This is a genomic window from Tardiphaga sp. 42S5 (assembly GCF_034044155.1).
Taxonomy (GTDB): Bacteria; Pseudomonadota; Alphaproteobacteria; order Rhizobiales; family Xanthobacteraceae; genus Tardiphaga; species Tardiphaga robiniae.
Window position 1 is genome coordinate 5,706,203 of sequence record NZ_CP139027.1, and the last position, 13,298, is coordinate 5,719,500.

Sequence of the window (13,298 nt, forward strand, 5' to 3'; positions counted from 1 at the left end):
CGCCGCTCCCGGCCATCCGATCGCTCTCACTCACAGGGGACTACACGTGAACCGCTTCATTATCGCTCTCGCCGCCGGACTCGGCATTCTCGCGACTGCACCCGCCCAGGCGCAGACGCCGAACACGCTGCTCAATGTCTCCTATGACATCTCGCGCGAGCTCTATGCCGAGATCAACGTTGCTTTCGCCAAGCAGTGGAAGGCCAAAACCGGCCAGGACGTTACCATCAACCAGTCGCATAACGGCTCGTCGCGCCAGGCGCGCTCGATCCTCGAAGGCCTCGAGGCCGATGTGGTGACCTTCAACCAGGTCACCGATGTGCAGGTACTGTATGATCGCGGCAAGCTCATTCCGGCCGACTGGGCCAAGCGGCTGCCGAACAATTCTTCGCCTTATTACTCACTGCCGGCCTTCCTCGTGCGTGCGGGCAATCCGAAAGGCATCAAGGACTGGGACGATCTGGTGAAGCCGGGCGTGCAGGTGATTTTCCCGAATCCGAAGACCTCAGGCAATGCGCGCTACACCTATCTGGCCGCATATGCCTTCGCGAAGAACAAGTATGGTGCTGACAAGGCTGATGACTTCATCAAGAAGCTGTTCGCCAATGTCCCGGTGTTCGACACAGGCGGCCGCGCCGCCACCACGACCTTCGTCGAGCGCGGTACCGGCGATGTGCTGATCACCTTCGAGGCCGAGACCTCGTCGATCCGCGACCTCGCGGGCAAAGATGCCGGCGGCAAGGACAAGTATGAAGTGGTGGTGCCGCCGACCAGCGTGCTCGCCGAATTCCCGGTGACCATCGTCGACAAATATGCCGACAAGCACGGCACGAAGGCCCTCGCGACCGCCTATCTTGAATTCCTGTATTCGCCGGAAGGGCAGGACATCGAGGCCAAGGGCTATAACCGCGTCACCGACAAGAGCGTGATGGCAAAATACAAAGACAAATTCCCGGAAGTGAAGCTGTACCGCGTCGAGGACGAATTCGGCGGCTGGGACAAGCTGAATGCCGAACACCTCAATCCCGGCGCGAAGCTGGACACGCTGTTCGGCGGGAAGTGAACCACAAATTCCGTCATGCCCGGGCTTGACCCGGGCATCCACGTCTTGGCTGCAAATGGACTAAAGACGTGGATGGCCGGGAACATCTAGCGAAGCGGCGCTTCGCGCTTTGCCCGGCCATGATCATGGGAGAGGACGGGCGCCTACATTAGACGACCTCGCCGCATTCCCTTTCCGCGCAAATCGTCTAAGAGAGGCCCAACGGCTTCACACACGGACCTTCCCTTGCGACGTAGCGTCATTCCAGGTTTCGGGCTCTCGCTCGGCATTACGCTCCTCTATCTCGGAGCGATCGTGCTGCTGCCGCTCTGCGCGCTGATCCTGAAAGCCTCGGACGTCGGACTTGCGCAATTGTGGGGCATCCTGTCGTCGCCGCGGACACTGTCGGCCATCCGCGTCACCGTGACGATGGCGCTGGCGGCCACCGCATTCAACGCCATCTACGGCCTGCTGCTCGCCTGGGTGCTGGCGCGCTATCAATTTCCCGGCAAGCGCATTCTCGACGCGCTGGTCGACGTGCCCTTCGCACTGCCGACCGCCGTGGCCGGCCTCGCGCTGACGGCGCTGTTTTCCAAGAAAGGCTGGTTCGGCGCACCGCTCGATGCACTTGGCATCCAGGTCGCCTACGCACCGCTCGGCATCGCCATCGCGATGGCCTTTACCAGCATTCCCTTTGTGGTGCGCACAGTGCAGCCGGTGATCGAGGATCTCGGCTCCGATGTCGAGGAAGCCGGCCGCTCGCTCGGCGCCAATGATCTGCAGATTCTCTGGCGCGTAATCTTCCCGGCGATCTTTCCGGCCTTCCTCGCCGGCTGCTCGCTGTCCTTCGCACGCAGCCTCGGCGAATTCGGCGCGGTGATTTTCATCGCCGGAAACCAGCCGATGAAGACCGAGATCGTTGCCCTGCTGACCTATATTCGGCTTGAGGAATACAACTACCAGGCTGCCGCCGCGATTGCCGTGGTAATGCTGGCGATGGCTTTCGCCATGCTGATTGTCACCAACGCGGTGCAGGCCTGGAACCTGCGTTATCTCGGCCGGGGAGATGTGTGATGTCGCATCCGACGAGTGAACGCGCCCATACCGAATGGATGGTGACGCCCGTCGGTGCCGGCCCGGTGACGCGCCGCGTGGTACTTGGCATCGTCGCGATCCTCACATTGCTGTTCCTGATCGCACCGCTGGCTTTGATCTTCAGTTCAGCGCTGTCGCAAGGCATCGGCACGTTTTTCAACAGCCTCGCCGAGCCCGGCACGCAGCATGCCATTCTGTTGACAGTCACCACCGCGCTGATTGCTGTGCCGATCAACATCGTGTTCGGCCTCGCCGCGGCGTGGACGGTGACCAAGTTCGTCTTCCCAGGCCGCACGCTCCTCATTTCGCTGATCGAACTGCCCTATTCTATCTCGCCGATCGTCGCCGGAGTCGCCTATATCTTCGTCTATGGCTCGCAGGGCCTGTTCGGCCCCCTGATCGAAGCCATGGGCATCAAGGTGATGTTCGCACTGCCGGCGATCGTGCTCGCCAGCATGTTCGTGACCGCGCCGTTCGTGGCGCGCGAATTGATCCCGCTCATGCAGGTGCAGGGCACCGATGAAGAGGAAGCAGCAGTGACGCTCGGCGCCTCCGGCTTTGCGACCTTCATGCGGGTCACGCTGCCGAATGTGCGCTGGGCCGTGCTCTATGGCGCGATCCTGTGCAATGCCCGCGTGATGGGCGAATTTGGCGCCGTGTCCGTCGTCTCCGGCAACATCCGCGGCCAGACCACGACGTTGCCGTTGCAGATCGAACTTCTGTATCAGGACTACAATGTCGCCGGCGCCTTCGCAGCGGCAACAGTGCTGACGGCCGTGGCACTGCTCACCATCGTGATCAAGGTGGCGCTGGAGCGGATCTCGCCGGATCACGCGCAGGCCCCGGCCCGGCCGCCCGGCCACTGATCCCTTTAGGGGACTTCTCACCGGGTAGCGTTTGGCGTTAAAAGGTCCCATGGGCGCCGCGGTTTGGCGCCGTTTATGCTTATACTCCCTGAAATTAGAGCAGAATTGCCGCTTCTCGCGAGAAAGACACCATGAAACGCATCGACGCCCACGGACTGCAGATCGCCCCCGTCCTGTTCGACTTCATCGCCAAGGAAGCCGCCCCCGGGACCGGCATCCAGCCGGATGCGTTCTGGGCCGGCGTCGCCGCTCTCATCAAGGACCTAGGCCCGAAGAACCGCGAACTGCTCAAGGTGCGCGATACGCTGCAGGCCAAGATCGATGCCTGGCATCTGGCCAACAAGGGCGCCTTCGACATGAACGCCTATACGGCGTTCCTCAAGGAAATCGGCTACCTCCTCCCGGAGCCCGCGACCAAGCAGGTCGAGACTGCCAATGTCGATATCGAGATCGGCCAGATCTGCGGCCCGCAGCTCGTGGTGCCGCTCACCAATGCGCGCTATGCGCTGAATGCCGCGAATGCGCGCTGGGGCAGCCTCTATGATGCCTTCTACGGCACCGACGCAATCCCGCATGATCCGTCTGAAGGTGGCAAAGGCTACAACAAAGCACGCGGCGACAAAGTCATCGCTAAGGCAAAAGCCTTCCTCGATCAGGCCGCGCCGCTCGCCACCGGCAGCCACACCGATGTCACGGCCTACAGCATCATTGCGGGCCAGCTCTCGGCCAAGCTCAAGAGCGGCAACCTGACCGCACTGAAGAACGAGTCCCAGCTCGCTGGCTATCTCGGCGAGCTCGCCACCCCGACCTCGATCCTGCTGGTCAATAACGGCCTGCATATCGAAGTGAAGATCGATCGAACCAACACCATTGGCAAGGACGACTCCGCTGGTGTTGCCGACATGATCATGGAGTCGGCCGTCTCGACCATTCTCGACATGGAAGACAGCGTCGCCACCGTCGACGCCGACGACAAGGTGCTGGTCTATCGCAACACGCTCGGCCTGATGAACGGGACGCTCTCGGCCGATTTCGAAAAGGGCGGCAAGACGCTGAAGCGCGCACTCAATGAAGACCGTGTCTACAAGACGATCGACGGCAAGAACCTGACCCTGCATGGCCGCAGCCTGATGCTGATGCGCAATGTCGGCCATCACATGTTTACGGATGCGGTGCTCGACAGCGCCGGCGAGGAAATTCCGGAAGGCCTGCTCGATGCCGCCGTTGCCGGCCTGATCGCAATCCACGACCTCAAGAGCAAGGGTCCGATCCGCAACAGCCGCACCGGCTCGATCTATATCGTCAAGCCGAAGATGCACGGCCCCGATGAAGTGGCGCTGACCTGCGAAATCTTTGCGCACGTTGAGAAACTGCTGTCGCTGCCCGAGAACACCATGAAGGTCGGCATCATGGATGAGGAACGCCGCACCACGGTGAACCTCAAGGCCTGTATCCAGAATGCATCCAAGCGCATCATGTTCATCAACACAGGCTTCCTCGACCGCACCGGCGACGAGATCCACACGTCGATGGAAGCGGGTCCGATGATCCGCAAGAACGACATGAAGGCGACGCCGTGGATCAAGGCTTATGAAGAGTGGAACGTGGATGTCGGCCTGATCGATGGCCTGCCGGGCCATGCCCAGATCGGCAAGGGCATGTGGGCCGCGCCCGACAAGATGGCGGACATGCTCACGCAGAAGCTCGGCCATCCGCAGGCCGGCGCCACCACCGCATGGGTGCCCTCACCCACCGCCGCGACGCTGCACGCATTGCACTATCATCAGATCGATGTCGCCACGCGCCAGAAGGATCTCGCCAAGGGCGGTCCCCGCGGCAAGCTCACCGACATCCTCACCATTCCGGTGTCGCAGTCGAACTGGGCGCCGGATGATGTGAAGCAGGAGATCGACAACAACTGCCAGGGAATCCTCGGCTATGTTGTGCGCTGGATCGACCAGGGCGTCGGCTGCTCAAAGGTGCCGGACATCCACGGCGTCGGCCTTATGGAAGACCGCGCGACCTTGCGCATCTCCGCGCAGCACCTCGCCAACTGGCTGCATCAGGGCGTCATCACCAAGGATCAGGTGATGGAGTCGCTGAAACGCATGGCCGTCGTGGTCGACGAACAGAACAAGGGCGACGCGCTGTACCAGAACATGGCGCCCTCGTTCGACGGCGTCGCCTTCAAGGCTGCCTGCGATCTGATCTTCGAGGGACGCACGCAGCCGAACGGCTACACTGAGTACATCCTCACCGCGCGCCGCCGCGAAGCGAAGGCGCTGGCTTGATACACTCTCTGTCTCTGTCGTTATGGCCGGGACAAGCCCGGCCATGACGAATGAGAGAGTATCGATCGCATCGGCTGCAAGCAAAAAAGCCCCGGCAAACCACCGGGGCTTTTTGTTAGTTCATCTCGCTAGAAAACCGCGATGTATTTCAGCAGCGAGATCACACCGAGAATGATCACGACAACGCGGCAAATCTGCTTCGCGCGGCCGTCGATCGGCAACAGATTGATCAAGTACAGAATGAGAATAACGACGAGAAAAGTGATCAAGACGCCGACGAGCATGTGCGTATCCCCCCAGACTCAATATAAATGAATAGCAGCCCCGGCCATCGCCATAGCTGCTCAACAGTGATCCAACGTGGGCGAGAGCATTGGGTTCCCGGATCGGAACAAAAGAACCCTGCGGAGCCGGTACGAAGAGATGTACTTTGGAAGAATCCGTGCCTCCAAAGGCAGAAGTAAGTATTTACCTCACCGAACCAGGCACCCAAGCTGGGCTCTCCGGTCACCGATGGTCCCGTAAAATCCGGCCCCCTGAGCAGAGCGGCCGAAACCGCGCAGAGAGCGGCAGATGAAAAAGCTCCGGTCAATCGCCGGGCCTCATCCTTTGCCGTGCCGTAAGAACGCTTACGCTCCAACTACTTAAAGTAGCCGTATTCAAGCCTGTTTCACGGTACGGGTGCAATCGGAAATATTTACCATTTGAAGCCTTACTAAATCAAATATTTGGGGGATTCATGATGTTCAATCGATTGACCGTTTCCGCATTGCTTCAATCTGTCATCGTCGCCATGGCGCTCTGCGTGGTCGCCGTTCTGGCAACAACAGCTTGGGACTCCTACGGGCGGCTACGTTCAGCCAGCCGCATCTCGGTAATTGCGGACGCCTCCGCGAATGCCTTCAAGGCGATGCATAATCTGCGCACCGACCGTGCATCGACGAACCGGAACCTGAACAACGAGACAGTCATTCAGCCGGACGGAGAAAAATATCTCCGCTCCATTCGCGATTCCGAGATGCCGGCGATGCGAGCAGCGGCTGACCTCATTGCCACCATCGAATTCGCCGATCAAAAGATGCTGCACCCGACGCTGGTCCAGCTGGTCGACAAGCTGACCGCTCTGCAAACCGAGTCCTGGGACGCGATGAGCAAGCCGAAGGCGTCGCGCCGCGCAGCCCTCGGCAAGGAGTATATGGAGACCACGCAGGCGCTGCTTGAAACACTGGAGAAAGTGTCGGCCCAGCTCGCCGCTGCGGTGAACCACAACGATCCCATGATCGATCAATTACTGTCGATCAAACAGGCAGCCTGGCTGTTGCGCAACACCGCCGGCGAAGGATCCCTCCTCGTCGCGAACGGCCTCGCTGTCGGGCGCGCTACACCTGAGAATAAGCTCGCCTACACCAAGTTTGTTGGCGGCATCGATGTCGCCTGGAATGCGCTGGAATTGTCTGCGTCTGGAATGCAGCTGCCGCCCAACCTGGCTGCAACCATAGCTGCGGCGAAGGTGGCTTACTTCGACCCGCAATATATGGCTCTCCGTGACCGTGTCATGAATGCATTGGCGAGCGGCGAAAAGCCCGAAATTACTGCAAGCGAATGGACTCCAATCACCGTTGATCGCATGGCCAGTGCGGTTACAGTCGCCGAACGAGCGCTGAATGAAGCAAAAAGCCACACCTTGATGCGGTGGACTGCCGCGCAGCACGCGTTGATCCTGCAACTGGCGCTGCTCGCTGCCGCGCTCGGCGTAGCATTCGGCAGCATGGTTGCCGTCACCCGCCGCGTCATCACCCCGCTGCACACCATCCGCGATGCGATGATGAAAGTCGCCGCAGGCGATCTCGTCGTCGATGCCGGCTATTCCGAACGGAAGGACGAAATCGGCGCGCTCGCCGGCGCTCTGGAGACCTTCAAGCAACAGGCCAAGGAGAAAGCACAGATCGAACAGCAGGAGCGCAATCGCAACGCCGACGCGACCCAGCGGCAGCAGGCCATTGAACAGCACATCGGGACCTTCGAGGTCCAGATGCGCGATGCGCTCAACGCGCTCGGCAACGCGTCCGATCAGATGAACGCCACATCGGATGGCATGGCGGTCGTGTCCAGCCAGACCAATGCCCGCGTGCAGGTCGCAGCAAAAGCCTCCGGCGAAGCCTCCCTGAACGTGCAGAATGTCGCCTCCGCCGCTGAACAGCTGAGCTCGTCGATCAACGATATCAGCCGGCAGGCTGCGCATGCCGCGGGTATCGCCAGTCGCGCCGTCAATCAGGCGCAGGAAACCGACGGCACCGTCCAAGGCCTCGCCAAGACCGCCAACCGGATCGGCGAGGTGGTCGGGTTGATCAACGATATCGCCTCGCAGACCAACCTGCTGGCGCTCAACGCCACTATCGAAGCCGCGCGCGCTGGCGAGGCCGGACGTGGCTTTGCGGTCGTCGCATCGGAAGTGAAGTCGCTGGCCAGCCAGACCGCCAAGGCAACCGACGATATTTCCGAGCAGATCGCAGATATCCAGAAGGTCGCCAATGAGGCGATCGAGGCGATCAAATCGATCGGCGGCATCATCGGCGAAGTCAATGAAGTAGCAACTGCCATCGCCGCGGCCGTCGAAGAACAGGGCGCCGCGACACAAGAGATCACCCGGAGCACGCAGCAGGCTGCCGATGGCACCCGCAATGTGTCGGACAATATCGCCGGCGTCAGCGCCGATGCGGACGCAGCTGGCGCTGCCGCGCAGGATGTGAAGGTAGCTTCGGAAACGCTGGCCACGCAGACGCGCCAGCTTGGCGCACAGGTGACGGACTTCCTCGGCAAGATACGGGCTGCCTAGGCAGGGCCTGATCAGTCACGTCATCGAGCGCTGACAAGCATCAAAAGCCCCGGCATCGTCGGGGCTTTTTTCTTTGAAGCGTCGCCGGGCACGACAATCTTCTACCTTAAGTGGCGATATTAGAAACGAATTTATCAAAACGAGCACGCACGTGAATATTTACCAATTGCAGCCTTAAATATCGAAATATTTTTTGGGGGATTCATTGTGCTTCATCGATTGACCGTTTCCGCATTGCTCAAGTCCGTGATTGCCATCATGGCGGTCTGTGTCGTCACATTCCTTGTTCTCAGCGCATGGGAATCATATGGGCGCCTCAACGTCGCGGGGCGCATGTCGACGATCGCCGAGGCATCCGGCCATGTGTTCAAGGCAATGCACAATCTGCGCACCGACCGGTCCACGACGTTCCGCACGTTGAACGTCGATGTCGTGATCCAGCCCGATACCGAGGCCTATCTGCGCCGTATCCGCGGCGCTGAAATGCCAGCAATGAAAGCAGCAGGAGAATTGCTGGTCACCGCCGACTTCCCCGGCAAGGCAACGCTGGTGCCCGAGTTTAACCGGCTGATGCAGGCCTTGATCGCGCTGCAGACAGAATCCTGGGACCAGATGAGCAAGCCGAAGGCCTCGCGCCGCGCCGGCCTTGCCAAGGAATTCCAGGACAATGTCGATTCCGTTCTGGCCATGCTCGAAAAAGTCTCGTCAGCCCTCACCGCCGCCGTAACCCACAACGATCCGGTGATCGATCAGTTGCTGTCGATCAAGCAGATGGCCTGGCTGATGCGCAACACATCGGGCGACGCCTCCGTCATTGTGTCGAACGCGCTCGCGGTCAACAAGATCTCGCCGGAGCTGCAGCGAAGCTATGTGAAGCTGACGGGCGGCATCGAAACTGGATGGAATGCGCTGGACATCGCATCGTCGGGAACTGAACTGCCGCAAGGTCTCATCACGGCCCTTGCCGCAGCGAAAGCATCCTATTTCGATCCTCAATACTTGGCACTGCGCGACCGCCTGATTCAAGCTGTCGCAACCGGCGAGAAGCCCGAAATGCCGGCGACGGCCTGGACACCGCTCACCGTCGACAAGATGAGCACAGCCGTGGTCGTAGCCGAACGCGCGCTGGACGAGGCCAAGAACCACAGCCTTGTGCAGTGGTCTGCTGCGCAAGGCTCATTGATCCTGCAACTGGTGCTACTGGGGGCCGCCATCATGCTCGTCGTTGGCGCCATAGTCACTATCACGCGCCGTGTCACCACGCCGCTGCTCACCATCCGCGACGCGATGCTGAAAGTGGCGGGCGGCGATCTCACCGTCGATGCCGGCTATGCCGATCGCCAGGATGAAATCGGCGGGCTGGCCGGTGCGCTGGAGACCTTCAAAAAGCAGGCGATGGAAAAAGCCGAGATCGAGGCGCAAGAACGCCATCGCAATGCCAATGCGAGCCAGCGCCAGCAGGCCGTCGAGCAGTATATCGGCATGTTCGAGATCCAGATGCGCGACACGCTGGGCGCCCTTGGCAGCGCCTCTGACCAAATGAATACGACATCTGACGGCATGGCCACTGTGTCCAGCCAGACCAATGCCCGCGTGCAAGATGCCGCGCGCGCCTCCGGCGAAGCCTCAGCGAATGTGCAGAACGTTGCCGCTGCGGCGGAGGAGCTGAGTGCCTCGATCAACGACATCAGCCGTCAGGCATCGCATGCGGCCGGCATCGCCAGCCGCGCCGTCAGCCAGGCACAGCAGACCGACAATACCGTTCAGGGCCTCGCCCAGACAGCGAACCGGATCGGCGAAGTCGTCGGGCTGATCAACGACATCGCCTCGCAGACCAACCTGCTAGCACTCAATGCCACCATCGAAGCTGCGCGCGCCGGCGAAGCCGGACGGGGCTTTGCGGTCGTTGCGTCCGAAGTGAAGTCGCTGGCCAGCCAGACGGCCAAGGCGACCGAGGATATTTCCGAACAGATCGCGGATATCCAGAAGGTCGCCAATGAGGCCATCGAAGCCATCAAGTCGATCGGCGGCATTATCGGCGAAGTGAATGAAGTTGCCACCGCGATTGCGGCTGCAGTCGAAGAACAGGGCGCAGCGACGCAGGAAATTACCCGCAGCACCCAACAGGCGGCCGATGGCACCCGCAACGTGTCCGACAATATCAGCGGAGTCAGTGCTGATGCCGACGCCGCCGGTGCAGCCGCTCAGGATGTGAAGGTGGCATCAGAGACCCTGGCGACGCAGACACGCCAACTCGGCACTCAGGTGACGGACTTCCTCGGCAAGATCCGCGCGGCTTAAGCGCAATCTATGACGTGGCGCGGATTATTCCCGCGCCACGACCGGCATGCGCTCATACTTCGCCTGCACCGATGGCGAGACTGGCGACATCTGCAGCGACGCGCCGCGCTTGTCAGCGCCGCGGCCAGTGACCATCAGCCCATCGGCACCGGCGACGATATCACCCTTGCGCAGTGTTGGATCGTTCTCGAGTTTCACCGGCGCCAGACCGATCTGGTCCTTACCGTTACAGGTGCAACCGGCCACCAGTTCGGTGCGGTACTTGAATGCATTCGGCAGCTCGGAATAGGGCTTGCCGCTCTCGGTCGCAGCCGTGTCGATACTGCTGCCGTAAACAACCTTGGTATCGCTCGCCGGACAGAAATTATTGCACGACGCCGCACGGCTCTGACTGTCGGTGGCTGAAATCGGGAAGTAACGCCCATCGCACGTGCGCACGCAAAAAGCCTGACGCCCGCCGCTTGCTGCGCGAGGGCGCTGCTCCTGCGCCGGCGGACCTTCATTGACGAACGGCAGCGAGATATCCGGGCCACGACCACGTGCTATCCCGCCGAACAATGCCGAGAAGAAATCCTGTGCCTGCGCTGGGGCGGCACCGAGCATGACAATCGCCGCGACCGCGCCAAGGGCCATCCGTTGTCCTGGAAATCGGGTCATGGGGCCTCCAACGCGGCATCAAAGCAGAATGATCGACTCTCAGTAGAGCGACGAAGCGGAAAGGTTCATCGCCTGACGGCCCGGAGCCTGCTGCACGCCGGCAGGGCGAACCGAGATCGATGTGACGCTGCGCGGCGCCGGAGCCGTGCGCGCCTCATAGTGTGGGGCAACCGACTTCGGCAGCACCACAACCCTGGTCCCAACGCTGACGCGACTGAAAAGGTCCTGCACATCTTCATTGGTCAGGCGGATACAACCCGACGACACGAACTTGCCGATGGTTGACGGATCATTGGTGCCATGGATGCGATAGGCGCTGGAGCCGAGATACATCGCGCGGGCACCGAGCGGGTTGCCGGGGCCGCCAGCCATGAAGCGCGGCAGATAGGGCTGGCGCGCAATCATTTCCTGCGGCGGATGCCAATCCGGCCATTCCGCCTTGCGCGTGACAGTCTGCGTTCCGGACCAGGTGAATCCTTCGCGGCCAACACCGACGCCGTAGCGGATCGCGCGGTTGTTGCCGAGCACATAATAAAGCTGGGTATTGCCAGTATCGATGATCACTGTGCCCGGCGCTTCGCGGGTCATATAGTTGACTTCAGCGCGGCGCAGGCGCTCGGGGAGAGCGGCATCCATATTTTCCCGCACCCGCGGTGCAGCCATCACATCGTCGTCCGGTGGAAACGCACTTTGCGCAGCCGGTGCATAGTTCATCACCTGCGCCGATGCGCTGGAGATGAACGGCGGAGCAACGATCAGAGCGGCTGCAACAACGAGCGCACTTGTGAGACGCAGCGACAGCTTGCGGTTTCCAGATGATGCCTGTGACATGTGACTGCCCCGTTTGGCGACGCGTCATCGTCGTGATGACCGCAACCAACTGCGTCGAAGCCTCACGGTTCCCACCCCGCGGGCTTTCGTCGAATGATTTGTCAACCAAGGAACCATCACGAAATTGCGACGGAACTTTTGCGGTATGGTCGTGTTGTAGAGCCCGATCGCATGTCGGCGATCTGACGCGCGAACGCGGTCTGCGCGAACAAGTGGCGGCATGTCGGGACAGCTCATGAGTGAAGTACGCGCTCTCCCCGAAAAGCCCGCCGGCACGCCGGTGCCCGAGAGCAAGATCGAGCAGCCGCCGGTGTTCCGCCGTGCCGAGGTGGTTGCTTTCACGCTGGTATCGCTGCTGGTGATCACCGTGATTACAGTGCTCTATGTCGCCAAGGCATTCTTCCTGCCAATCGTGACAGCCTTCATCATTGGCACCATGTTGTCGCCTGCAGCCAGCTTTCTCGAAAAGCGTCGCATTCCGCGATCAGTCTCGGCAGTCCTGATCGTTATCTTGGTCTGCGCCGGGCTCGCCTTCATCGTGGGGCTTATTTCATCCCCGCTGATGGAATGGACGACGCGGCTCCCCGAACTAGGTTCGCTGCTCAAGAACAAGCTGCATGTCTTTGACCGACCGCTGGCGCTCTGGCACCAGATACAGAGCATGTTCAGCAGCGCCGAAACGCTTGCGACAACAAAGTTCGAATTGCCCAAGATCGACTGGGTGCAGCCAACCGTCGAATTCCTGTCGCCAACCTTCACCGAATTCCTGCTGTTCTTCGCCACGCTGGTGCTGTTCATCGCAAGCTGGAAAGACCTGCGCCGCGCGCTGGTGATGAACTTCGCCGATCACGAATGGCGGCTGCGGACCCTGCGCATTCTCAATGCGATAGAGACCAGCCTTGGCGAATATCTGTTGATGGTCACTATGATCAATTTCGGAGTCGGCATTGCCACCGGCGTGATCTGCGCGGCCACCGGCATGCCCAACCCGGCCGGACTCGGCGCGCTGGCAGCCACGCTCAACTTCTTCCCGATCATCGGCCCCGTAGCCATGTTCGTCATCCTGGTCGCGGTGGGCATCATTTCGTCGGAAACGATTGCAGCGGGCATGATCGCGCCGCTGCTGTTCGTCGGCCTCACCTTCATGGAAGGCCACTTCATCACGCCCACGATCATTGGACGCAAATTGCAACTCAACGCGCTGGCGGTGTTCATCGGGCTGGCGTTCTGGACCTGGCTTTGGGGCCCGATGGGCGGCTTCCTGGCGGCGCCGATCCTGATCGTCGGGCTGATCCTGAAAGAGCATTTGATGCCGATCAATTCGCCGCAGTTGCCGCCGGATTAATCCAGCTCTACTGATGGAACCTACGGTCTAACCG

Annotated in this window: 10 protein-coding genes; 7 read left to right on the forward strand and 3 right to left on the reverse strand. The window is 60.8% G+C overall.

Annotation, left to right across the window (positions count from 1 at the left end):
* Nucleotides 1-46: 46 nt before the first annotated feature.
* The 4 genes from cysP (at nt 47) to SFY93_RS26610 (ending at nt 5,294) form a co-directional block, all read left to right on the forward strand.
* Nucleotides 47-1,063, forward strand: coding sequence for a thiosulfate ABC transporter substrate-binding protein CysP (gene cysP, locus SFY93_RS26595; protein WP_320445208.1), 1,017 nt, complete (start codon nt 47-49; stop codon nt 1,061-1,063).
* 225 nt (nt 1,064-1,288) lie between these two features.
* Nucleotides 1,289-2,116 (forward strand): sulfate ABC transporter permease subunit CysT, encoded by an 828-nt coding sequence (cysT, locus tag SFY93_RS26600; protein ID WP_320445209.1) that lies wholly within the window; start codon nt 1,289-1,291, stop codon nt 2,114-2,116.
* Nucleotides 2,116-3,003 carry a sulfate ABC transporter permease subunit CysW gene (cysW, locus tag SFY93_RS26605; RefSeq protein ID WP_320445210.1) on the forward strand — a complete coding sequence of 296 codons (888 nt, stop codon included), beginning with the start codon at nt 2,116-2,118 and terminating at the stop codon, nt 3,001-3,003. Before cysT ends, cysW begins: the two co-directional genes overlap by 1 nt.
* Nucleotides 3,004-3,134: 131 nt before the next feature.
* Complete coding sequence (locus SFY93_RS26610; protein WP_320445211.1) at nt 3,135-5,294, forward strand: malate synthase G; 2,160 nt, start codon at nt 3,135-3,137, stop codon at nt 5,292-5,294.
* A 128-nt stretch (nt 5,295-5,422) separates the two neighbouring features.
* On the opposite strand, the gene SFY93_RS26615 is transcribed toward SFY93_RS26610, so the two are convergent.
* On the reverse strand, nt 5,423-5,578 hold the full coding sequence (locus tag SFY93_RS26615) for a Thivi_2564 family membrane protein (protein WP_086937086.1): 156 nt from the start codon (nt 5,576-5,578) through the stop codon (nt 5,423-5,425).
* Between the two features lie 458 nt (nt 5,579-6,036).
* Here SFY93_RS26615 and SFY93_RS26620 point away from each other — a divergent pair, with 458 nt between their 5' ends.
* Both SFY93_RS26620 and SFY93_RS26625 read left to right on the forward strand, forming a co-directional pair.
* Nucleotides 6,037-8,130 (forward strand): methyl-accepting chemotaxis protein, encoded by a 2,094-nt coding sequence (locus SFY93_RS26620; RefSeq protein ID WP_320445212.1) that lies wholly within the window; start codon nt 6,037-6,039, stop codon nt 8,128-8,130.
* Between the two features lie 207 nt (nt 8,131-8,337).
* On the forward strand, nt 8,338-10,431 hold the full coding sequence (locus SFY93_RS26625) for a methyl-accepting chemotaxis protein (RefSeq protein WP_320445213.1): 2,094 nt from the start codon (nt 8,338-8,340) through the stop codon (nt 10,429-10,431).
* A 24-nt stretch (nt 10,432-10,455) separates the two neighbouring features.
* On the opposite strand, the gene SFY93_RS26630 is transcribed toward SFY93_RS26625, so the two are convergent.
* Nucleotides 10,456-11,088: a DUF2865 domain-containing protein gene (locus tag SFY93_RS26630; protein WP_320445214.1), complete on the reverse strand. Its 633-nt coding sequence runs from the start codon at nt 11,086-11,088 to the stop codon at nt 10,456-10,458.
* A 39-nt stretch (nt 11,089-11,127) separates the two neighbouring features.
* Complete coding sequence (locus SFY93_RS26635) at nt 11,128-11,919, reverse strand: L,D-transpeptidase (protein WP_320445215.1); 792 nt, start codon at nt 11,917-11,919, stop codon at nt 11,128-11,130.
* A gap of 235 nt (nt 11,920-12,154) precedes the next feature.
* Here SFY93_RS26635 and SFY93_RS26640 point away from each other — a divergent pair, with 235 nt between their 5' ends.
* Nucleotides 12,155-13,264 (forward strand): AI-2E family transporter, encoded by a 1,110-nt coding sequence (locus SFY93_RS26640; RefSeq protein WP_093757328.1) that lies wholly within the window; start codon nt 12,155-12,157, stop codon nt 13,262-13,264.
* The last annotated feature ends 34 nt before the right edge of the window (nt 13,265-13,298 follow it).